Raw genomic sequence first — 23,819 nt, 5'->3', positions numbered from 1 at the left:
TGCGCAAGATGCGGAAATGGCGGAATTGGCAGACGCGCAAGATTCAGGTTCTTGTGGTAGCAATACTGTGTGGGTTCAAGTCCCGTTTTCCGCACCAAAGGCACTCAGATTTGAGTGCCTTTTTTTATTGATTTTTTATTTATATGTATAATTAATTGTATTTTTTGTTTTTTGCTCAAATCCGCCGTTTTAGTGGTATAATAAAATAAATCGGGCGATCTTTGTTCGTTTGGATCGTGGAGGGAGCTGCTGCAAAATGAATCCGATTGTTGAGATAAAAGGGTTAATAATGTCGTTCGGTGGCGTTCGGTCGTTCAGCGGTTTCTCTTCTTTTCGCGAATTTCGTCGTGCGGTCGCGAATCGTCTTTCGTGGCATTTTTCCGAAGTGAAAAAATGCGGAAAAATAGGGTGATTCTATGGTAAAGACGATTCTTCTCGATATCGACGAAACGATCTTGGATTTCAAGGCATGCGAGAAAAAAGCTCTTGCCGCGGCTTTGAAGGATTACGGCGTTTTCGCAACGGACGAAATGCTCTCGTCTTACAGTTTGATCAACGATAAAATGTGGAAAAAACTCGAAAGAAAAGAGATCACGCGCGAAAGACTCAGGATCGAGCGCTTTGCGGAGTTTTTCTCCCTGTACGACATCTCCGCGGACCCCGAGCGTTTTGCGGACTCGTATATGACTCATTTGTCTCAAACGGGGGTTTTTATCAAGGGCGCGCGCAACGTTTTGAAACAGCTTCGAAGGAAGTTTAACTTGTACGCCGTTACGAACGGTTATATCCAAACGCAAAGAGGGCGGATCGAAGCCGCCGGACTCAATAAGTTTTTCAAAGACGTCTTTATTTCCGAAGAGATCGGAAACGTAAAACCCGAAGTCGCGTTTTTCGTCAAAGCGACCGCGAAGATCCCGAATTTCGATAAAAGCACCTGCGTTCTCGTCGGAGACAGTTTAACTTCGGATATTAAGGGCGGGGTGGCGTTCGGGATCCGGACGATTTGGATCAGCGGGGGAAACCCGCGTCCGCCCGAGGCGGCGAAACCGGACTTTACAATCCGAAAAATAACGGAACTTCCCGAACTTATCAGGCTGATTTAAAAGATTTTTTCTTTACATAGTCGCGGAAATGTGATATTATTTCGTTTATGGCGAAAGTCTTGTTGGTTTTAACGAATACGGGTACGTCGGTTTCCAATTTGATTCGGAAATTCACCCGCGCTACCTACAACCATATTTCCATTTCGATGAAAGAAGATTTGTCCGAAATGTATTCTTTCGGTCGCCGCAATCCGTATATTGTGCTTTTCGGCGGTTTCGTCCACGAGCATCCTTTCCGCGGGACCTTCAAGAGGTTCAAAAACACGAGTTGCAAGATCCTTGAATTGAGCGTTTCGGATGAAAGTTACGCGATCATGACCGATATCGTTAAAAACTTCGTTACGGAGCGCAAAAAGTTCAAATATAACGTTCGCGGCTTGATAAAAGCGCGTAAAAACGTCAATTTTCAAACGAGTTATCGCAAATTCTATTGCAGTCAGTTCGTTCGCTATTTGCTGGTATGCGGGCATATTATCCCGGAATCCTTCTTCGGACCGGTCGTCGCGCCCGAGGATTTTTATAAAGTTCCCGGCGTCGAACCGATCTTCGAAGGACTGCTTTCCGATTATATGAAACAAAATTTCCCCGAGATCACGGGAGATCCTTCGATAGAGAATTCGAAAAATTCGTAACTTTTTTCTCCTTTCCTCATATATATAAATTATGAAAAAAGCGTCGAAACGAAAGTGGATCGTCGTTTTGTCTTTCTTTCTCGCGATGATCTTGTTCGCGTATTTTTCTTTTCAACGGAACGTGAAACCCGTCGTCTACACCTATTGCGACGCGCTGATTTCGAGTCTCGGCGTCGAATGCATCAATTCGAGCGCGGCGGACGTCGTCGCCCTTTACGAATATTCGGACTTTATCGACGTGCAGAAAAGCGGCGACAGAATCGAGCGTTTGGCGGCGAATACGCCCTTGATCAACGGATTTACGCGCAGTCTTGCGCTTCGCTGCGAACGGGCGCTGAACGCGCTTGGCGTGCAGACGATCGAGATCCCTTCGGGTGCGTTCACGGGGTCGGTGCTTTTGTCGAACAGCGGTCCGAAAGTCTCGCTTGATATAACGTTCTTTTCTTCGGTAAAATGTGACTTTCTGACTTGTTTCGAGAACGTCGGGATCAATCGGACGCGCCACGCCGTCTACGTCAAGATCGACGTTTCGTTTAACACCGTTCTTCCGATCGCGGAACACGAACTCCGCATAACGAACGATATACTCGTCGCGGAGAACGTCTTGCTCGGCGAGATCCCGAGCGTCTACGTCAACGGGGAAAAGGGCGTGGATTATTTGGATTTAATACCTTAATATACATATTTTATAGTATATGTTCCGCGCTTTCGTTGACACTTTATGTTTGAAGTGGTAGTCTTTTACTATAATCTTTTACGGGAGCTTAATATGATAGACAAAATCAAAGAATTGATCTCGCGCTGCACGGAAAGCGCGAATAACGCGAAGTCCAGTTCGGATATCAACGACCTTCGCGTAAAGTATCTCGGCAAAAACGGCGAATATACCGGTCTTTTGCGCGGTTTGAAAGACGTTCCGCCTGCGGAAAGATCTTCTTTCGGTAAGTTGATCAACGACGGAAAAATGAAGATCGAAGCGGTCTTGTCCGAGATCGAGGCGAATTTCAAAGCGAAAGAAGAAGAAAGGAAACTCAAATCCGAGCGCATCGACGTCACGCTTTCCAAAGGCGCGTCTTGCGGTTCGACCCATCCGATCACGAAAGTAAAAAACGAGATCCTGAACACCTTTATCGGGCTTGGTTTCGCGGTCAAAGAAGGTCCGGAGATCGAGACCGATTATTATAATTTCCAAACTCTCGGCATTCCCGCCGATCACCCCGCGCGCGATATGCAAGACACGTTTTACGTCAGCGAGAACGTCCTGCTTCGCACGCATACTTCTCCGATGCAGTCGCGCACGATGCTTTCTCAAAAGCCGCCGATCCGAATCGTCGTTCCCGGGAAGGTTTATCGCGCGGACGACGACGCGACGCATAGCCCGATCTTCAATCAGATCGAGGGGCTTTGCGTGGAAGAGGGAATTTCTCTCGCTCATTTGAAAAATATGCTCGAAATTTTCGCGAAATCGACATTTACGCCCGACACGAAGGTTCGTTTCCGTCCTTCCTATTTCCCGTTTACCGAGCCGAGCGTCGAGGTGGATATCAGCTGCACGATGTGCGGAGGAAAAGGTTGCCGCCTTTGCAAGGGGACTGGTTGGATCGAGATCCTCGGCGCGGGGATCGTCAATCCCGTCGTTCTCGAAAACTGCGGGATCGATTCGAAGAAGTACAGCGGTTTCGCGTTCGGTTTCGGGATCGACAGGATCGCGATGCTGAAATACGGCATTCCCGATATCCGTTTAATGTACGAAAACGACGTCAATTTCCTCAAACAGTATAAATAGGAGTCAGTATGAAAGCACCTTTGAGTTGGTTAAAAGATTATGTGGATATAAACGTTTCGGTAGAAGAACTCTGCGCGAAACTCGTCGGCGCGGGCTTTGAGATCGAAGAGATCATTCGTCCTTCCGATGATTACGTCAATATTAAAGCGGTCAAGATCCTTTCGATGGAAAAGCATCCGAACGCGGATAAACTCTCCGTCTGTCAGGTCGACGCGGGCGATCGCACGCTTCAAATCGTTACCGCCGCGAAGAACGTCGCCGTCGGCGACGTCGTCGCGCTCGCGATCGACGGCGCGCGCCTTCCCGATGGGACGGAGATCAAAAAGGGCGAACTGCGCGGCATACCGAGCGAAGGTATGTTCTGCGGCGGCAGCGAACTGAAACTGACGGGTTCGGATTATCCCGCGGCGGGGATCGACGGCGTCTTCATTTTCCCCGAAGGGGTTGCGCCCGGAACGGACGTAAACGATTTCCTCGGGACGAACGACGTCGTTTTGGACGTCGCGGTCACGGCGAATCGCCCGGATTGCAACAGTATTCTCGGTATCGCGCGAGAGATCGCCGCGGTTTTGAATCTTCCTTTGAAAGACACGTTCGCGCTTCCCGCGATTAAAGAAGAGGGTGATATTTCGAGCGATCTTTCGGTCGAAGTCAAAGACGCTGAGCTTTGCCCGCGCTATCTTGCGAAAATGCTGAGCGGCGTCAAAATCGCGCCTTCGGATGAGATCATCAAGCGCCGTTTGCGCCTTGTCGGGCTTCGCCCGATCAATAATATCGTCGACATCACGAACTACGTTTTGTTCGATATCGGTCAGCCGATGCACGCGTTCGATTATTCGCTCGTTAAAGGGAATAAGATCGTCGTTCGCAGGGCTGCGGAAGGCGAAACGATCGTTACGCTTGACGGAGCGGAAAATAAACTTTCGAACAATAATCTCGTGATCGCGAACGAGTCGGAACCGATGGCGGTCGCGGGCGTTATGGGCGGCGCGAACAGCGGGATCAACGCCGACACGAAAAAAGTCGTCTTCGAGTTCGCTCGTTTTAAGAGAGATAACGTTCGCAAAACGTCGAGAACGCTCGGTTTGCGTTCGGATTCTTCCGCGCGTTTCGAAAAGGGCATCGACTATATCAGTCAGGATCTTGCTTTGATTCGCACGATCCAACTCGTCTGCCGTCTCGGCGCGGGAACTTTTGAAAAGGGAACGATCGATTCTTTGAAAGCGCTTCCCGCTCTCACCGTTCTTACGGTGAAAAAGGAAAAGATCGACGAGATCCTCGGGATCGATATTCCCGCGGAAACGATCGAAAGCATTTTGCGTTCGTTGCAGTTCCGCGTTTCGGAAAAGGACGGCGTCTTTACGATCGAAGTTCCCGCATATCGCGAAGATATCGTCGGAGCGAACGACATCGCGGAAGAAGTCATTCGTATGTACGGCTACGATAACATCGTTTCCAAGCCTCTCGACGGGAAAAAACTCACGCACGGCGGAAGAAACAAGACGGACTCGACCGTTCAATCCGTTAAAGCCTTTCTTTCCGGTCTCGGCGGCATGAGCGAAACCTTCTCGTACTCTTTCATTTCTCCGAAATTCAAAGACGAATTTATGCTCGCGGAAGACGATAAGAGAAGGGTGACCGTCGATATTCTGAATCCGCTCAGCGAGGACGTTTCCGTTATGCGGACGACGCTTGCGCCGAGTATGCTTCAAATCAACGTTTCGAATTATTCCCGCGGCGTAAAGGCGGCGAGATTTTACGAGATCGGGAAGACGTACTTCCCGAGATCCATTCCCATGACGGACACGGCGATCGAGATCGAAACGCTCGTCTTGTCCGCGTTCGGCGAAGGCGAAGATTTTTACACCTTGAAAAACGTCCTCGAACAGCTTGCGGATAAGCTGAACGTCACGCTTGATTTTGAAGTTTCAAACGAGCCTTTCCTGCATCCGTATCGCAGGGCGGACGTTTTGCTTGACGGCAAAAAACTCGGATATATCGGGCAAATTCATCCGAAAATCACGAAAGCGCACAAGTTTGACGCGCCGCTTTATATTGCGGAGATCGATCTCGCTGCGCTGATTGAAGCGTCTTGCGAGTTCAAACCGTTCGTCCCGGTCAGCAAATATCCCGCGATCGAGCGCGACCTTGCTTTCGTCGTTTCCGAAGAGGTGACGGGCGGCGCGATGATCAAAGCGATCCGCGCGAACGGCGGCGAATACTTGAAGAACGTTTCGATTTTCGACGTCTATTCCGGCGTCGGCGTGTTGCCCGGGAAAAAGAGCATCGCGTTCAATTTGCTGTTCCGCAAAGACGAAGGAACGCTCGGCGGCGAAGAAGTCAACGTTGCGGTCGATGCGATCGTTTCCGCCGTTGCGTCCGCGTTCGACGCGAAACTCAGAGACTGAAATGGAACTTTTGGCTCCCGCCGGAAGCATAGCCGCTTTGAAAGCCGCCGTTAAGGGCGGCGCGAATGCGGTTTATCTCGGGCTCGGTGAGCATAACGCAAGGCTGAAATGCTCGGACTTTAACGAGGAAAATCTGAAAGATTGGATCTCTTACGCGCATTTGTTCGGCGTAAAGGTGCACGTTACGTTAAATACCGCAGTTACGGATTTTGAGCTTGATCGCGCGCTCGAACTTGCGGAGATTTCCGTAAAAAGCGGCGCGGACGCACTGATCGTTTCCGATCTCGGTTTGTTCGCCGCGATCCGCGAACGTTCCGACGTTCCCTTACATCTCAGCACGCAAGCCGGCGTGCAAAACGAATTCGACGCGCGCTTTGCCGAGACGCTCGGCGCGGATCGGGTGATTTTAGCGCGGGAGACGGTCGAAGATGATATTCCGAGCATAAAAAAGGAAGTCGGAGAGGTTGAGCGATTCGCGCAAGGCGCGTTATGCGTCTGTTTTTCGGGCGGCTGCCTGCTCGGCTCGATCGATTACGGGCAGAGCGGAAATCGCGGCGTTTGCAATCAGCCTTGCCGTTTGCGCTACGTCGCGACGGATGAAGACGGGAATTTTTTGAAAAATGGCTTTCTTTTATCGCCGTTCGATCTTTCGCTCGGGGAAGACGCTTGCTTTCAGGAAAATCTCGGCGTCGATTCTTTGAAGATCGAAGGTAGACTCAAAAGGGCGGCGTACGTCTATTTTGCGACGAAATATTATCGCGACCTTTTGGATGGCAAGCCGAAAGCGGCGAAAGAAGATCTCGTTCGATTGAAGACGAGCTTCAATCGCGGTTTTTTCAAAGGGTACACCTTGAAGAAATCCGCCGCCGTCATCCATTCGGACGTTGCGAGCCATATCGGCGTTTTTGTCGGAAAAATCGAACGAATTATTGATAAGTCGGGCTACAAATACGCTTACGTCAAATCCTCTCGCGCGTTTATGAAAGGCGACGGCGCGAAGATTCTCCGAAACGGCGAAGAGGTCGGCGGGAGCGACGTTACGTCCGTTTATACGGATGGGGAATACTGCGTGATCCCGGTCAGCAACGAAGTCAAACCCGGAGACGAAGTTCGATTGACGACCGACGCCGAGGACGTCCGCTTTGCCGAGACGATCGAGAATAAGCTTCCTTTGAAGCTGACCTTGAAAGGCTCACCCGGTCAAAAACTGACGCTTCGGGCGGAGTCTTGCGGATTCTCCGTCGAAGTTCAAAGCGAATCCTTCCTCGAAAAGAGCAATTCGGATTCGAACGAAGCCTTGATCGAAAAGGCAACGAAATTCGGATCGTCCGATTTCGTCCTCGAAAGCTATGAAGACGAATTGGACGGCGCGGTTTATCTGAAAGTCAGTGAATTGAACGCGCTGAGGCGCTCGCTCGCGGAAAAGTTGCGGGATACCGTCCTCCGCGCGCGCTTTCCGAATTACTCGTTCGTGAAAAGGGAAACGATACGTTCGGTTTTGCCGAATCGCTTTGGTGTCCTTGCGGAGATCGAAAGAGCGGAAGACGCGAAAGCGTTCTCGTTTGCGGTCGGCTTCGTCCTCGATCCGTTGATCGTAAATGTCGATTCGATCGGATCGATCGTAAACGTCGCGGCGCAAAAACCCTGTTATCTCCGTTTGCCGAAAATCGCGCGATCCGTCGATCTCCGTTTTTACGAAAAGATCCTGCGTGCGTTCGGAGATCTCGGGATCTACGCCGATAATCTTTACGGCGTGCAGCTCGCGCGCGAATTCGGCAGGCGTTATATTGCGGGGTTCGGTCTGAACGTTTGCAATCACAGGACGGCGCTTCTTTTCAAGGACGCGGACTATGTCTGTTCGTCGGTCGAATTCAGCGGGGCGGGAAATCTTTCGTTCGGATTCGGAAAGATCCCCTTGATGAGTTTCGCGCATTGCCCGATTTCCGTGACGAAAGGCAACGATTGCGCGACCTGCGATAAGAAGACGAATCACGTCTTTTATTCGACGGGGTCGAAGCGTTATTCGATCCGCAGGACGGAAGGCGGGTCGTGCTCCTTTACGATGCGAAGCGACGTTGTCGCTCGTCGCATAAAAGAAAAAACAGCCGCGGCGTTTGTCAGCCTTATCGATCTTGACGACGGTCAAAAGATCGAGGCGAAACGCATCGCGTCGGAGGAATCGTGGATAAAAGCATAAAAGCACTCGAACTCGATAAGATTCTCGCCCAAGTCGCGCTATGCGCGGGGAGCGAAAAGGGAAAAGCGGAAATTTTGTCTTCTTTGCCTCTTTCCGATCTTTCCGCCGTGAAAAGTCTGCAAAGCGAGACGGCGGAAGCGTTTTATGCGATGAACTCCTGTAATTGCTTCCCGTCTTTCGAGGTGGACGACGTTACGGAATGCATCACTCGCGCCAAAAAACTTTCGATGCTGACGATGGGCGAACTTTTGAAGATCGCAAGACTGCTGCGTTTTGCGAAAAACGTACGGAATTCCATTGCGAAACTCGATTCGAAAAAGGCTCCGATCCTGACCAATGCGGCGAATAAGATATTTTTGCAGAATTTTCTTGCGGAAGAGATTGATCGAAGTATTTTTTCGGAAACGGAAATGAACGACTGCGCGTCCGATAAACTTGCGACGATTCGCAGGGAGATCAAAAAGAACGGCGAACGTTTGCGCGCGAAGTTAAACAGCTATATTTCCACGCCCGATTATCAAAAAGCGATTCAGGATAACGTCGTTACTGTTCGCGGCGATCGCTACGTTATTCCCGTTAAGCGCGAGTTTAAGGGGCAGATCCCGGGGCTTGTCCACGACCGCTCGGCATCCGGGCAAACCTTATACGTCGAACCGATGGCGATCGTCGAAATGAATAACGAGCTGAAAATGCTTCTTGCGGACGAAAAGAACGAAATCGATCGGATTTTGCAGGAATTTACGGCGCGCGTCGCGGTCATCGCGGACGAACTCGTCGCCGATTACGAGATCATAACCGCGTTAGACGTGATCTTTGCGCGCGCGCTTTACGCGATCAACACGCATTCTACGGCGCCGATCATAAACGATCGCGGATATATCAATATCAAAAAAGGGCGTCATCCGCTTATTCCGAAAGAAAAAGTCGTCCCGGTCTCGGTCTCGCTCGGAAAGGATTTTACGATTTTGCTGATCACGGGGCCGAATACGGGCGGAAAAACCGTTTCCTTAAAGCTTGTCGGACTCTTTGTGCTCATGGCGCAATGCGGGCTGTATTTGCCTGCGGAGGAAGAATCCGAGATCAGCGTCTTCGACCGCGTTTTCTGCGACGTCGGCGACGAGCAAAGCATTGAGCAGAGTCTGAGCACGTTCTCTTCTCATATCAAGAATATCGTCGATATTATGAATTCTTACGACAGCCGATCGCTCGTCCTGCTGGATGAGCTCGGCGCGGGGACGGATCCCGACGAAGGCGCTTCGCTTGCGGTCTGCATTACGGAACGTATCCGCGAAAGCGGCGCAAAAGCGATCATAACGACGCACTACGGGAAACTCAAAGAGTATTCTTACGCGACCGAAGGAGTGGAAAACGCGTCGATGGACTTCGATCCCGAGACGTACGAACCGACCTTCCATTTGATTATCGGCGTCCCCGGGACGTCCAACGCGCTGCAGATCGCCGAACGGCTCGGGCTGGATAAAGATTTGATCGCGGAAGCGAGAGCGAAGCTCGGAACCGAGCGCGTCAGCTTCGATTCGGTTTTGCAATCCGCGGAGCAGGCGCGAAGAGCGGCGGAGCGCGAAAAAGACCTCGAAAAAAAAATAACGCAAGAATTATCCGAAGAAAAGGCGGCTTTGAAAGAGGAAAGGAATCGCTTGTTCGTCCAAAGAGAAAAACTCGCGACGCAGGCGAAAGCGGAAGTCAAACGCCGCGTGCAGGAATCGCTCGAAGAAGTAAACGAGATCCTCGCGGAGCTGAAAAAACTCTTGGATGCGCCCGAAAAGAAAAGCTATTTCGAAGCGGCGAAGCTCAGAAAACGCATCAAAGAGATCGCAAACAGCGAAGAGATCGAGGAAGAGGATGTTCTTCCGGATCTCGTCGGCGGCGTGGCTTCCGTCGGCGATGAAGTCTACATCAAAAAAATCGGCAAGATCGCTCTTGTGACCGACGTTAAACGAAACGGAGATTACGTCGTTAAGATCGGGAACTTTACGACGACGGTAAAAAGCGGGGCGGCGCAAAAGGTTAAGAAATGAATCGATACGACTATAAGGTGATCAATACGGACGGATCTTTCGCGGCGTTGCGACGCTCGATTCTTTACGTCGCGATTTTACTTTCCGTTATCGCGACGGCGCTCGTCGTTTTGTTTATCTTGTTCGAACTTTATTTGAATTTGATTATATGCGCCGTGATCTATTTGATTTGTTTTACGGTTGCGTTTTTGATGGGGAAGAGAACCTTGGAATTTGCGTATTCGTTTACCGATTCGTCGCTGACGATTCGCTCGAAAAACGGGAAATCCGACGTTTTCTCGCTTAATGACCTTACGTTCATAAAAAATGCGGAAAATTCGGACTTTTTGTCAAAAAGTATTATTAAAAAGACCTTTATTAAGAACAGAATTATTGTGAAAAATGCATTAAATAAGGATAGTTTGGATGTTAAATCATTTGTTGTCGGTTATGAAAACGAGTCGTATATCATGACGTTCGACGACTATTCTTTAACGTTTTTCAAGGGAGAAAAAATTGAAGACTCTGTATTTTGATAACGCCGCGACGACGAGGGTGGACGCTTCGGTTGCGGAGATTGTCCGAAAGTATAACGAAGATTTCTTCTTTAATCCTTCGGCGAATTACTTTAAATCCGTCGAAGTCCATAATATGGTCGAAGAAGCTAGAAAGGGGATTTTATCTTGTTTGCAGGGATTTAACGGTCGCTTGATTTTTACGTCTTCCGGATCGGAAGCGGATAATCAAGCCGTATTTTGTTCGAAAAAACGTAAAAAGTCGAACGTCGTGATTTCCGCGAGCGAGCATCCTGCGATCTATAACACCGCTTTGCAATTGAAAAATCTTGATTTTGAAGTCAGGATCGCTCCCGTTGACGGCGTGGGTAGGGTGATCGAATCGGAATTTTTGAAATTGATCGACGACAACACTTCTTTCGTTTCCGTTATGCATGTTAATAACGAAACCGGTGGGATCAACGACGTTAAATCTCTGATCGCGAAAGCGAAAGACGTAAATCCTTCGATCGTTTTCCACGTCGACGGTGTTCAGGCTTTCGGAAAAATTCCCGTTTGCGTTGCCGAGATCGGCGCGGATCTTTATACGATCAGCGGGCATAAGATCGGCGCGCCGAAAGGAGTCGCCGCGCTTTTTGTAAAACAAGGGGTAAGCGTTTCTCCTTTGATTTTCGGGGGTGGTCAGGAGCAGGGCGCAAGGTCTTCCACCGAGAACGTTTCCGGGATCATGTCGTTTGCATTTGCCGCCGATCGTGCGATGAAAGAGCTTTTCGAAAACGGTGAAAAATACCGAAAATTCAGAGATATTTTGCGAAATGAGCTGTCAGAGATCCCCGAGATTCAGTGGATCTCGGACGGCGGGTGTTCGCCCCACGTTTTGACGTTCGCGTTTAAGAGCGTCCGCGGAGAAGTTATGCAGCACGCGCTCGAAGAGTACGGGATTCTGATCGGGACCGGGTCGGCTTGCTCCGCTCGTCGCGCGCACGATCGGATCCCGCGTGCGCTCGGGTTAAAGGAATATTCCGATGGGATTATTCGAATCAGTTTCGGCAGGGAAAATACGGAAGAAGAAGTTCGGTTCCTCGCCGAGAAAATCAAGGAAAATTACGAAATTTTGAAAAAATACGTAGGAAGATGAGTATGGAAAAGGTTTTATTGTTGCGTTTCGGTGAAATATATTTGAAGGGAAAGAACAAGTTTTCCTTTGAAAAACAGCTTTTGGATAACATTCGTCACGCTTTGAAGGGGATTCCGTGCGCGCTTGTTCGGACGCGCGGCAGGTATCTTGTCGAAGGGTTGAACGAGCAGACGGTTTCGGAAGCGAAAAACCGAGTAAGGAAGGTTTTCGGTTTGCATTCGTTCAGCGAAGCGGTCAAAGTTGCGGCGTCGATGGATGAACTCAAAAAAGAAGCGATGGCTTTTTTACCGAAATCGGGTACTTTCCGCTTTACGGTCAATCGCGCGGACAAGACTTTTCCTTTGAATTCGCAGCAAGTCGCGATCGAGCTCGGCGGCGCCGCGCTTGATTTTGCGCCGAATCTTTCGGTCGATTTGTTTACTCCCGATAAAGAGATCTTCGTCGATATTCGAGAAGAAGGACACGCGTTTATTTTTGCGGATAAAATCCCTTGCTTCGGCGGGATGCCGGTCGGAAGTTCCGGGAGCGGCGTCGTGCTGTTGTCCGGAGGAATCGACAGCCCAGTGGCGGCGTTTCGAATGGCGAAGCGCGGAATGAAGATGTACGGCGTTCATTTCCACAGTTTTCCCTACACGAGCCCGATGGCGAAGCAGAAAGTCGTCGATCTTGCGAAGATTTTATCCGAATATCAGGGCGGTTTTGAGCTTTCGGTCGTTTCTTTTACCGAAATTCAGCGCCAGATCCACGAAAAGTGCCCCGAAGAATATATGATTACGATCATGCGCCGCATTATGATGCGAATCGCGGAAAAGCTCGCCGTCGAAAAGGGATGCGGAAGTATAACGACGGGGGAAAGCTTGGCGCAGGTTGCTTCGCAAACGCAGGAAAGCATCCTCGTGACGAATCGAACGGTCGAATTACTTCCCGTTTTCCGTCCGCTGATCGGAATGGATAAAGAAGAGATCATCCAAACGGCGAGGGAAATCGGGACGTTTGATAAAAGCATCGAACCTTACGAGGATTGCTGCACTGTGTTTTTGCCGAAATTCCCGGTTATCAGACCGAAGCTTGCTTTGATCGAAGCGGCGGAATCGAAATTAGACGTCGAGACTTTGGTTCGAGACGCACTCGCGACGGTGGAAACGATCAAACTATAACCCATTTTACTTTATTGAAAAGCGCGGTTTCGCCCGATTTGCAGAGGATTCGGATCTTTGCAAGAAGTCCCGGGCGAAACTTTTTTATACGGTAAACCCCGTCTTTGCCTGCGCAGGATCTCCCGTTTACGAAGACGGCGTAATTGATCTCCGCGCGCGCGTCGAATCGGACGACGAGACTTTTATTCTCCGTCGAAATTCGGAAATTATCCAAAAAGAATTCTTCAAAATCGGGCTTTTTCAGCGGAAATCGAGACGAAACCTCGATGATTTCGCTTTCTCCGATCGGGAAATCTTGAAAGCGGACAAGCGAATGCAGTTCGTTTTTCGCATAGGAGCTGACGGTTTCGCAGCGCACGTCCTGAGGTTTTTCGAAAGATTTCGGCGCGACTTTATAGAGTTCGCGCAGTGCGCTCCGCGCGGTTTTTGCGGCTTGATTGCCGCCCGTTACGTTGTTTTGAAGGGTTTTTCCGCTTGGCGCGCCGTATCTTATGGAGAACGTGTGCGCGGTCGTGTATCCCGCGATCCAGGCGTCCGAGTTCCCTTGTCCGCGCGCGACCGTTCCCGTTTTGGCGGCGACGTCAAAGTCTAAATAGCTCAACTGACTTGCCGTTCCGATTTTTACGGCGGATCGAAGCATCGTCGTGGTCAAGTATGCGACGGATTCGGGCATTACCGAATCGGGAAGGGATTGATCGGCGTAGATCGTGTTTCCGTTTTTATCGGTAATTTTCTTGATAAAATGCAATTCTTTTCTTCGTCCTTCGTTTGCGAGCGTTTGATAGGCTTCGCAAAGTTCCGTGATTTTCGATCCGTACGTCGTACCGCCGAGTGCGAGCGCGAGATTCAGATCTTTTTCGCTTAATGAAAAACCGCATTTTTCAAGAAAACGGTATGCGTTTTCGACTCCGAGTTCTCGTAAAATCTTTACGGCAGCAACGTTTGAGGACTTTGCGAGCGCGGTTTTTGCGTCCGTCCATCCGAGATATGCGTCGGAATAATTGCTCGGAGCGTAAGAACCGAACGCGGTCTTTTCATCCAAAATCGGCGTGTCGGGTAGAAGTTGACCTTCGGCGATTGCGGCGGCATAGATAAAAGGTTTGATCGCGGAGCCCGGTTGTCGGGGTTCGGAAAACGCGGTCGCGCTTTTTGCCGTCGAGCCGTACGCGACGACTCCGCGCGTTTTATTGTCCGCGAGCAGGATCTCTTTTTCGGCGGGCAATCCGTCTTCGCAGAGTGCTTCGATGTTTGAAGAAAGGGCGAAATCGATCGCTTTTTGCGCATTCGGATCAAAGTATGAATGGATAATGTATCCTTTGTTTTTCAGATCCGCTTTGTCGATTTTCAATAGTTTTTGCGCCTCAAACAATACTGAATTAGCATAACTATTGCAATAATTATTATTAAAATCGCTACAATTTATAACAATATTGGGTTCCGAAGAGGGATTCGCGCGATCCGTGAGACCTTGCTCACGCATGAGCGAAAGGACGATTTTTGCGCGCTCGATATTTTTGTTTGCGTCGATCAAAGGGGAGTATGCCGAGGGATTTTTTACGGTTGCCGCAAGACATGCCGCTTCGTATTCTCCGATCTCGGACGGTTCTTTCCCGAAAATCGTTCTCGAAGCGTTTTTGATTCCGTAGACGCCTTTTCCGAAATATAGGACGTTCAGATACATTTCCAAGATCTCCGATTTCGTGTACTTTCGTTCGAGTTTTCGAGCGAGGATCGCTTCCTTAACTTTTCTTTTTAGGGTCTTGTCGTGGTCGAGCAGTGTGTTTTTGACGAGTTGGCAGGTGATCGTGGACGCGCCTTGTGAAAATCGGCGCGTTCGGACGTTTTCTTTGATCGCTCCCGCGATCCGAAGCGGGTCGATCCCGTGATGCGAATAGAAACGTTTGTCCTCGACCGCGATGAACGCATTTTGAATATTTTCCGAAATTTCGGACAGTTTCGCATAATTGTCGTTCGGGATCGCGTCGCTGTTCGCGTCCAAAACGCAGACGGATCCGACCGCGCTCGGGAGCTTTGCTTCATCGAGATCCGCTTCGAAACACCAGCTTAAAAGAGCGCACGCTCCCGTTAAAAACAGCGCGCCTGCCGACAGTAACAGCAAAATGATCGTAATTTTTCTCGACTTTTTCACGAAGTTAGTATGTAAATTGCGTTTTCCTTTATTATTTTCCCTGCGTTTTTTCTTGAAAAATACGATAAAATAATTTATACTGTTATTACTGAACTATATTACTTATAAAGAAAGGAATCATGAAATATTTTATTGTCACTTACGGATGTCAAATGAACGTCCACGAATCGGAAAAACTCGCGGGCATGCTCGTCGGGATCGGATATACGGAAGCTCGCTCGGAAGAAGAAGCGGACGTCATCCTTTTCAACACCTGTTGCATTCGCGACACCGCGGAAAAGCGCGCTTACGGGAATATCGGGGCGTTAAAATCGCTGAAAAAGCAAAATCCCGATCTTTTGATCTGCGTTCTCGGTTGTATGACTCAGCAAAAAGGCGGCGCGGAAGCGCTTTCGAAGAAATTTCCGTTTGTGGATATCATTCTCGGAACGCATAATATCGACGAACTTCCCGTCCTTTTGCAGGAAAAACGCGCGAAAAAGCGCGTGATTTCCGTAAATACCGATCCTTCTCCCGCGATCAACGAAAATATCCCCGTTTATCGGACGAGCGGGACGAACGCTTGGATCAATATTATGTACGGTTGCAATAATTTTTGCACCTATTGTATCGTTCCGTACGTCAGAGGCAGAGAGCGGAGTCGCAGTATGGAAAACGTCCTTGCGGACGTAAAGCAAGTTCTCGCGGAAGGCTATAAAGAGATTACGCTTCTCGGGCAAAACGTCGATTCTTACGGATCCGATCTCCGTGACGGGACGAATTTTGCCGCGCTTTTGCGCGAAATCGGGAAAATCGAGGGTAAATTCCGCGTCCGATTTATGACGAGTCATCCGAAAGATTTCAATAAAGAAGTCGTGGACGTGATCGCGTCTTCGTCCAATATTTGCCATAACATCCATTTGCCGATCCAATCGGGAAGTAACGCCGTTCTCAAAAGAATGAATCGCAAATATACCGCGGAGACCTATCTCGACATCGTTTCTTATATCAAAGAAAAGATGCCCGACGTCGGCATAACGTCCGATATTATGATCGGTTTTCCGGGTGAAACGGAGGAAGATTTCCTCGAAACGTGCGAGATTGTCAAGAAGGTTCGTTTCTCCAACGCATTTACTTTCGTTTACTCTCCGCGTAACGGGACGCCCGCCGCAGAGATGGAGCAAATCCCCGCAAACGTAAAAAAATCCCGCATCACGCGTCTCGTCGCTTTGCAAAACGAGATCACGAAAGAATTGTCCGAAGAGTATATCGGAAAGGAGTTCGAGATTTTGATCGAAGACGTTAATCCGAAATACGAAGGCACCGTTTGCGGCAGGACGGATTCCGGAAGGCTCGTAACGATCCCCGGCGATCCCGCCGACGTAGGCAAATTCGCGCGCGTTCTCATTTTGGAATCCAGAAGCGCGTCTCTTTTCGGCAAACTCGTTTGTTTTACGGAAGAGCAGAGGTAACTATGGCTGAAAAACCGAAAGAAAAAAAGGAAAAAGACGAAGTTTCTCCGATGATGCGAAAGTATCTCGACACCAAAGAGCAGTATAAGGACTGCATTTTGATGTATCGCCTCGGAGATTTTTATGAGATGTTTTTCGACGACGCGGAGCTCGTCTCCCGCGAATTGGATCTGACGCTTACCGGCAGAAATTGCGGGCTCGAACATCGCGCGCCGATGTGCGGCGTCCCGTATCACGCGGTGGACGGATACGTCGCTCGCCTCGTCAATAAAGGCTACAAAGTCGCGATCTGCGAGCAGCTTTCGGAGCCGATGCCCGGAAAGACGCTCGTGGACAGAGAAGTCGTTCGCGTGATTACCGCGGGAACGGTGATCGACGAGGGAATGATCTCGGACGGGAAAAACAATTATCTCGCCTCGGTATTCGTTCACGGTTCCAAGGTCGGGTTCGCTTGGGCGGATATAACGACCGGTGAATTCAATCTTTACGAAAAAGAAACCGAAGATCTCGTTAAAGCGTTCGAAGATTTTTTGGCGACCGTCAATCCTTCGGAGATCATCGCGTCTCCCGAAACGTGCGAATATAACGAGATCGTTCCGTCTCTCGCCACGCAGAAGTACGTCAAAATGCAAGCTTATTACGATTGGGCGTTCAAACTGCAAAACGCGATCGACGGTTTGACGAAGGCGTTTAACGTCTTGACGCTCGACAGCTTCGGCGTCAAAGGAAAGGACGCGGCGATTTGCGCCGCCGGCGCTTTGAACGAATATCTTCACGAAACGCAAAAGCGAAAACTTCCGCAATTTACGAAGTTATCCTATTTTAACGATAGCGAATATATGCTTTTGGATTCCGCCGCGAGAAGGACGTTGGAGCTTTTCGAGTCCAATCGCGATCGGAAAAAGCAGGGTTCGCTCTTTTGGGTCATCGACAAGACGCGGACGGGAATGGGGCTTCGAACTCTCCGCAAATGGCTTGATTATCCCGTTTTGAACGAAAAAGTCATCGCCGAGCGACAAGACGCCGTCGAATTCTTTTACAAGAATTCCGAGATCCGAGACGGAGTGGAAGATCTCCTTTCTCAGATGCACGATATCGAAAGGCTCGCGGGGCGCTCCGCTTACGGGAACGCGTCTCCGTCGGATATGTTGAATCTTGCGAAATCGCTCGAAGTTTTCCCGAAGATCAAAGCCTATTTGAAAGATACGCACGTTAAGTTTTTGGATCGCGTGTTGTCGGCGATCCCGAATCAAATCGAGATCGGCGATAAGATATTGAAAGCTTTCGATCCCGATCACTGCGGAAAAGAGTACAAAAACGGCGGCTTTATTTTGAAAGGATACGATCCGAAACTCGATTCCTATCGAGACGCGAAAGCGAACGCAAAAGGTTGGCTCGAAGCGTACGAGCTCAAAGAAAAAGAAGCGACGGGGATCAAGAATCTGCACGTCGGCTTCAACCGCGTTTTCGGCTATTATATCGAGGTTTCGAATTCGAACGCTTCGCTCGTCCCGTTTCACTATCACAGGAAGCAAACCCTGACGAACGGCGAACGCTATATCACCGAAGAATTGAAAGCGAAAGAAGAAGAGATCTTACACGCGGAAGAATACGCGCTTCAACTTGAACTCGATCTTTTCGAGAAGTTTTCGAAAGAACTTATGGCGAGCGTTCCCGCGCTTTTGAAATGCGCGTCGGCGATCGGCGCGTTGGACGCCGTCTATTCTCTTGCGAAAGTCGCGTTTGAAAGCGATTTCGTCCGACCGATCATCAATAAATCCGTTAAAGATATCTCGATCGAGAACGGCAGGCATCCCGTCGTCGAAAAAATTATCGGAAGAAAGAATTTTATCCCGAACGACACGGTTTTGGACGATCAATGTCGGACGATGATCCTGACCGGACCGAATATGTCGGGTAAAAGCACCTATATGCGCCAAGTCGCTTTGATCACGATCCTCGCGCATATCGGAAGTTTCGTTCCCGCGACGAAGGCGGAAATCGCTTTGACCGATCGTGTCTTTACGCGTATCGGCGCAAACGACGATTTGACCTATTCGCAAAGCACGTTTATGGTCGAAATGGTCGAAGTCGCGACCGTTTTGAATAACGCGACGAAAAATTCTTTGCTGATCTTGGATGAGATCGGAAGGGGAACTTCGACCTACGACGGACTCGGGATCGCGTGGTCGGTTATGGAATACATTGCGAAAAAGATCTCCGCACGGACGCTTTTCGCGACCCATTATCAGGAATTGACCGATCTCGAAAACAGGATCGCGGGCGTAAAGAATTACAGGGTCCTCGCGAATAAGATCGACGGAAAAGTCGTCTTTTTGCATAAAATCGCGCGCGGCGGCGCGAATAAGAGCTTCGGCGCGGAAGTCGCGTCCCTTGCGGGCGTCCCGGAAGTCGTCGTCGAAAGAGCGCGTAAAATTACGGATATTCTCGAAGAAACGTCCAAATACAGAGACACGAATCAGATCCTCGTGCAGGGCGATATCGGGAAGAAAGACGTTCGACAGGCAAGCCTGTTTGAAGATAAGACGAACGACAAACTCGAACAGATCGGAGAAGAGCTCAAAGCAATCGACATCAATTCGATCTCTCCGATCCAAGCCTTTTCCATATTGGCGGATCTGATCAGTAAGGTGAAATAATGAAAATCATAAAACTCGATAGTACTGTTTATAATAAGATCGCGGCGGGAGAAGTCGTCGAAAGACCTGCGTCCGTCGTTAAAGAACTTTTGGAGAATGCGGTCGACGCCGGTGCGGATCGGATCGAAGTTTTCGTAAAAAACGGCGGGCTGGATGAGATATCCGTTTCCGATAACGGATGCGGGATCGAAAAAGACGACCTGAAAACGGCGTTTTTGCCCCACGCAACGAGCAAAATTCGGACGGCGGACGATCTCTTCTCGATTTCGACGCTCGGTTTCCGCGGCGAAGCGCTCGCAAGCATCTCTTCGGTTTCGATGGTCGAGATCAAGAGTAAGACGAAGGATGCGGAATTCGGTTCGTATTTGACCCTTCGCGGCGGCGAAGAGACGGAAGAAGGCGCGATCTCGATGAATAACGGCACGGAAATTACCGTTCGAAATTTGTTTTTCAACACGCCCGCGCGTAAAAAGTTTTTGAAGACTCCGTCCGGTGAAGCGGCGGAGATTAAAACCGTTTGCTTAAAGACCATCCTCGCCAATCCCCATATTTCCGTAAAACTATCGGACGAAAAAGGCGTCGTCTATCATTCTCACGGCAACGGGCTCGGCGAAAGCGTTCGCGCGCTTTTCAGCGATGAGATCTGCCAAAATCTTTTGCCCGTTTCTTATCAAAAAGGAAAGATTTCCGTCAGCGGATTCGTCAGCAAAAGCACTTATTTCAAGACGAACCGAACGTATCAGATCGCGATCATTAACGGAAGAGTCGCGGAAAATCAAAGCATTTCTTCCGCGATCACGACCGTTTATTCGCAGTATTTAATGAAAAGGAATTATCCGGTAACCATCCTGTCGCTCTCGATCCCGACGGATGAGATCGACGTAAACGTTCACCCAACCAAAGCGGAAGTCCGTTTCAGCGATAATAACGCGGTATTTTCCGCCGTCTATCACGCGATCAAAGACGCGGTCGAAAAAGATATTCTCGACCGTAGAATGCTTTTTCAGACGGTGAACGACGAAGTCGAAACCATCGAAGGATCGAACGAGAGAAAGGAATCTCCCGTTTCCGATCTTTTTTACGCGGTGAACGAGACGATCGAGCCGATCGAATCGAACGAGGTAAAGCGCGAACCCGAGACTGTCGCGTCGTTTGCGCCGCCGTTTTCGGTCGAAGAGTCGAGTCCGATCTCCCTTTTTAACGACGACGGCGGAGTCAATCGGATCGCGACGAGATTAAAGGAAGAGCGAGCCGAAACGCAACGTCAAATGCGGCTTGAAGAAAGCGACGGCTATCGCGTGATCGGTCAGGTCTTCGGAACCTTCCTTTTGCTCGAATATTCCGAAAAATTCATTATTGTGGATCAGCACGCCGCCGTGGAACGTCTTCGCTACGATCATCTTTTGGAAGAATATGAAAAAGGCAAGATCGCGGTCCAACCCTTATTGATTCCCGCGACCATCGACGTCACGCCTTCCGAATATCAAATCGTTTCGGGGAAAATAGAAGAATTGAAAAAGATCGGCGTCGAATTGATCCCGTTCGGCGCGGATTGTTTCAAATTGCTCTCCGTTCCGAGCATTTTATCGGAAATCGATATCGGAACGCTCATCGCGGAGATCGTTTCGGATCGCCCGAACAAGCATTTCCCGCTCGTACACGAAAGGCTTGCTTACGCCGCTTGTCGAAGCTCGATCAAAGGCAACACCTATTTGACGAACGACGAGATCGAAGGGCTTATGAACGCCTATTTCAAAAAAGGTTTGCCGCTCCAATGCCCGCACGGCCGTCCCGCGTACTATATTTATACGAAAAGGGATTTGGAAAAACTCTTTAAGAGGATCGTTTGATGGAAAAACTGTTGATCATCGGAGGGGCGACGGGCAGCGGAAAATCCGCGGTCGCCGTCGAATGCGCGCTGCGCTTGGACGGAGAAGTCGTTTCCGCTGATTCGATGCAAATCTATAAAGGACTGAACGTCGGTACCGCCAAAATCACCGAAAACGAAGCGAAAGGCGTTCCGCATCATATGATCGACGTCGTTTCCCCGAAAGAGTCGTTTTCCGTTTGCGATTATAAAAAAGCGGCGGTCTCGATCGTTCGAGACGTTTTATCTCGCGGAAAAACTCCGATCGTTTGCGGCGGCACGGGGCTTTATATCCATTCTTTGATCTACGATATGAGTTATTCGGGCGAGTACGACGAGACGCTTCGCGCGTCGTTAAAAGACGAACTCGAAAAGATCGGAAAGGAAAAAATGTTCGAAAAGCTTCGTTCGCTCGATCCCTACGCCGCGAATAAATTGCACGTTAACGATGAAAAACGCGTGCTTCGCGCGATCGAAAAGGCGTTGACGGGGGGGACGAAGGAAAACGATTTCGAAAAACCTTTATTCGACTATAAACTCTATTTGATCAAGCGTCCCCGCGAGATTTTATATAAAAGGATCAACGAACGCGTGGACGAGATGATGCGTTCCGGATTGAAAAAAGAGGTCGAAGATCTGCTTGCCGCCGGAGTTTCCTTCTCGGACAGAAGCATGCAGGCGATCGCTTATAAAGAATGGGCGCTGAAAAAAGAAGGTCTTTCGGATGAAGAGATCTTTGAATTGATCAAACGGCGCACGCGAAACTACGCGAAACGGCAAGACACTTGGTTCAAACAGTATAAAACCGCGATCGAAGTCCAAGCGGAAGGCAAAACGTCGAGCGAGATCGCCGATTTTATCGTCCGAGATTTTAAGGGAGAAGACAATGACTGACAGATCGAACGCTGAAAAACTCCTCGCGCAATGCGAGGCGGAAAATTCCGAATTATTCGAAGAAATCGATAAAACCGCGCTTTATAACACGGAAAAAGTTTTGAGAGCTTTTTCCGAATGCAGGATCGCGGAACGCCATTTGAAAGGGACGACCGGTTACGGCTACGGGGATATCGGCAGAGAAGCTTTGTCCAAGGTCTTCGCTTTGTCCCTCGGCGCGGAGGACGCGATCGCTTCTCCGTATTTTGCGAGCGGAACGCATGCGCTGAAAGTCTCCTTGTACGCGCTTTTGCGCCCGGGAGATACGCTTTTATCCGTTACCGGCGCGCCGTACGATACTTTGATGAGCGTTATAACCAAACCCGGGATCGGTTCTCTTGTCGATTTCGGCGTAAAGTACGAGCAAGTCGATTTGACGGAAAACGGCGATTTTGATTATCCCGCGATCGAGAAAGCCCTCGAACGCGCTCCGAAACTCGTCTTTATAACGCGGTCCAGAGGTTACAGCGATCGCGACGCATTTACGATCCGCGCGCTTGAAAAAGCGATCGGATTTATTAAATCTCATTCGAAATCTATCGTTTTTGTGGATAATTGTTACGGAGAATTCGTGGAAACGACTGAACCGACCCAAGTCGGCGCGGATATTATGGTCGGTTCTTTTACGAAAAATATCGGCGGAGGTCTCGCTCCCTCCGGAGGGTACGCCGCGGGCAGACGCGATCTGATCGAGCAAGTCGGCTACGGCTTGACCGCGCCGTCGCTCGGAACGGAAATCGGCTCTTACGCCCTCGGATATCAAAATTTCTTTCAAGGGATCTTTAATGCGCCGCACGTCGTCGCCGGCGCGTTAAAGGGGAGCGTCCTTTTCGGAAGCGTCTTTGATAAGCTCGGATATCGAACGATCCCCGCGCCCGGAAAAAAATGCGGCGATATCATTCGTTCGATCGTTTTTGAAGATAAAGAAAAGCTGATCAAGTTTTGCGGGATCATTCAAGCGGTTTCGCCGATCGACGCGTACGTCGTTCCCGAACCTTGGGATATGCCCGGATACGACGACCCCGTCATCATGGCTGCGGGAACGTTCGTCGGCGGCGCTTCGCTCGAATTGACGGCGGACGCGCCGATCAAACCTCCTTATATCGCTTACGTTCAAGGCGGTTTGACGTTCGAACATATCAAACTTGCGATCTTGAAATGTATTGAAGAATTTTCGAATCAATAACGGCGAACGAGACCCACGAGGATGCCGAGGATCGTCGCTTTATCCGTAATAATATCGGACATTTCCGAATTTTCGGGGTGTAATCTGTAATGGTCTTTTTCTTTATAAAAGCGTTTTAACGTCGCTTCGTTTTCAATCAAAACCGCGGCGATTTCTCCGTTTTCCGCCGTTTCCTGACGGCGAATGACGACGAAATCTCCGTCGTTGATCCCGATTTCTATCATGCTCGAACCGCAAATACGAAGCATAAAAAGCTCCGAACCTTTTCCGAAAAATCCGTCCGGCATCGGAAAATAAGAATCCACGTTCTCTACGGCAAGGAGCGGCGCGCCCGCGGCGATTTCTCCGAGGACGGGAACTTCGCATCGTTTGGGTTCGCCGACGATCTCGATCGAACGGTTTTTCAGCTTCGATCGGCGAATCAGATTTTGACTTTCCAGCTGCTTTAAATAATAAAAAACGGACGCCGTCGATTTGATCGCAAATCTTTTTTGGATCTCGCGCACCGTCGGCGGATAGCCGTTTTCAAGCTGAAAGACTTTGATATAGTCGTATAAATCCTGCGTTTTTTGCATCGTGGAATCGTTCATACCGACATTATATCATATCTATATAGAAATGT

General features: G+C 49.6%; 17 protein-coding genes and 1 tRNA gene. 16 read left to right on the top strand and 2 right to left on the bottom strand.

What is annotated here, in order from left to right:
* Nucleotides 1–10: 10 nt before the first annotated feature.
* The 11 genes from K5753_05720 (at nt 11) to thiI (ending at nt 12,951) form a co-directional block, all read left to right on the top strand.
* Nucleotides 11–97 (top strand) — tRNA-Leu (locus K5753_05720).
* 319 nt (nt 98–416) lie between these two features.
* Nucleotides 417–1,103: a YjjG family noncanonical pyrimidine nucleotidase gene (locus K5753_05715; protein ID MCR4726693.1), complete on the top strand. Its 687-nt coding sequence runs from the start codon at nt 417–419 to the stop codon at nt 1,101–1,103.
* Nucleotides 1,104–1,150: 47 nt separating this feature from the next.
* Nucleotides 1,151–1,735, top strand: coding sequence for a hypothetical protein (locus K5753_05710; protein MCR4726692.1), 585 nt, complete (start codon nt 1,151–1,153; stop codon nt 1,733–1,735).
* 31 nt (nt 1,736–1,766) lie between these two features.
* Nucleotides 1,767–2,411: a sporulation protein YunB gene (gene yunB, locus K5753_05705; protein ID MCR4726691.1), complete on the top strand. Its 645-nt coding sequence runs from the start codon at nt 1,767–1,769 to the stop codon at nt 2,409–2,411.
* Nucleotides 2,412–2,504: 93 nt separating this feature from the next.
* Nucleotides 2,505–3,521, top strand: a complete 1,017-nt coding sequence (gene pheS / locus K5753_05700; GenBank protein ID MCR4726690.1) for a phenylalanine--tRNA ligase subunit alpha — start codon at nt 2,505–2,507, stop codon at nt 3,519–3,521.
* A gap of 8 nt (nt 3,522–3,529) precedes the next feature.
* Nucleotides 3,530–5,929 carry a phenylalanine--tRNA ligase subunit beta gene (gene pheT, locus K5753_05695; protein ID MCR4726689.1) on the top strand — a complete coding sequence of 800 codons (2,400 nt, stop codon included), beginning with the start codon at nt 3,530–3,532 and terminating at the stop codon, nt 5,927–5,929.
* Nucleotide 5,930: 1 nt separating this feature from the next.
* Nucleotides 5,931–8,126, top strand: a complete 2,196-nt coding sequence (locus K5753_05690) for a U32 family peptidase (GenBank protein MCR4726688.1) — start codon at nt 5,931–5,933, stop codon at nt 8,124–8,126.
* Nucleotides 8,111–10,162 carry an endonuclease MutS2 gene (locus tag K5753_05685; protein MCR4726687.1) on the top strand — a complete coding sequence of 684 codons (2,052 nt, stop codon included), beginning with the start codon at nt 8,111–8,113 and terminating at the stop codon, nt 10,160–10,162. The genes K5753_05690 and K5753_05685 overlap by 16 nt, the downstream gene beginning before the upstream one ends.
* Entirely contained in the window at nt 10,159–10,677 is a 519-nt protein-coding gene (locus tag K5753_05680) for a hypothetical protein (protein ID MCR4726686.1), read from the top strand. Before K5753_05685 ends, K5753_05680 begins: the two co-directional genes overlap by 4 nt.
* Complete coding sequence (locus K5753_05675; GenBank protein ID MCR4726685.1) at nt 10,658–11,794, top strand: cysteine desulfurase; 1,137 nt, start codon at nt 10,658–10,660, stop codon at nt 11,792–11,794. The genes K5753_05680 and K5753_05675 overlap by 20 nt, the downstream gene beginning before the upstream one ends.
* A gap of 2 nt (nt 11,795–11,796) precedes the next feature.
* A complete protein-coding gene (gene thiI, locus K5753_05670) occupies nt 11,797–12,951 on the top strand; it encodes a tRNA 4-thiouridine(8) synthase ThiI (protein MCR4726684.1) in 1,155 nt (384 codons plus the stop codon).
* Here the strand turns inward: thiI and K5753_05665 are convergent.
* Nucleotides 12,941–15,100, bottom strand: coding sequence for a transglycosylase domain-containing protein (locus K5753_05665; GenBank protein MCR4726683.1), 2,160 nt, complete (start codon nt 15,098–15,100; stop codon nt 12,941–12,943). The genes thiI and K5753_05665 overlap by 11 nt on opposite strands.
* A 119-nt stretch (nt 15,101–15,219) precedes the next feature.
* On the opposite strand from K5753_05665, the gene miaB reads away from it, so the two are divergent.
* Genes miaB through K5753_05640 form a run of 5 tightly spaced genes read left to right on the top strand, consistent with a single transcriptional unit; the run spans nt 15,220 to nt 23,197 of the window.
* Entirely contained in the window at nt 15,220–16,551 is a 1,332-nt protein-coding gene (gene miaB, locus K5753_05660) for a tRNA (N6-isopentenyl adenosine(37)-C2)-methylthiotransferase MiaB (protein MCR4726682.1), read from the top strand.
* A 2-nt stretch (nt 16,552–16,553) separates the two neighbouring features.
* Nucleotides 16,554–19,211 (top strand): DNA mismatch repair protein MutS, encoded by a 2,658-nt coding sequence (mutS, locus tag K5753_05655; GenBank protein ID MCR4726681.1) that lies wholly within the window; start codon nt 16,554–16,556, stop codon nt 19,209–19,211.
* On the top strand, nt 19,211–21,061 hold the full coding sequence (gene mutL, locus K5753_05650) for a DNA mismatch repair endonuclease MutL (protein ID MCR4726680.1): 1,851 nt from the start codon (nt 19,211–19,213) through the stop codon (nt 21,059–21,061). The genes mutS and mutL overlap by 1 nt, the downstream gene beginning before the upstream one ends.
* On the top strand, nt 21,061–21,972 hold the full coding sequence (gene miaA / locus K5753_05645) for a tRNA (adenosine(37)-N6)-dimethylallyltransferase MiaA (protein ID MCR4726679.1): 912 nt from the start codon (nt 21,061–21,063) through the stop codon (nt 21,970–21,972). The genes mutL and miaA overlap by 1 nt, the downstream gene beginning before the upstream one ends.
* Entirely contained in the window at nt 21,965–23,197 is a 1,233-nt protein-coding gene (locus tag K5753_05640; protein ID MCR4726678.1) for a methionine gamma-lyase family protein, read from the top strand. Before miaA ends, K5753_05640 begins: the two co-directional genes overlap by 8 nt.
* Here the strand turns inward: K5753_05640 and lexA are convergent.
* On the bottom strand, nt 23,191–23,787 hold the full coding sequence (lexA, locus tag K5753_05635) for a transcriptional repressor LexA (GenBank protein MCR4726677.1): 597 nt from the start codon (nt 23,785–23,787) through the stop codon (nt 23,191–23,193). The two genes, K5753_05640 and lexA, sit on opposite strands and share 7 nt — an antisense overlap.
* Nucleotides 23,788–23,819: the final 32 nt, after the last annotated feature.

The sequence above is a fragment of the Clostridia bacterium genome (genome assembly GCA_024685775.1).
Lineage (GTDB): Bacteria > Bacillota > Clostridia > Christensenellales > CAG-1252 > CAG-1252.
Note: the sequence above shows the minus strand (reverse complement) of the source record. Positions and strands in the feature narration are given on the sequence as shown.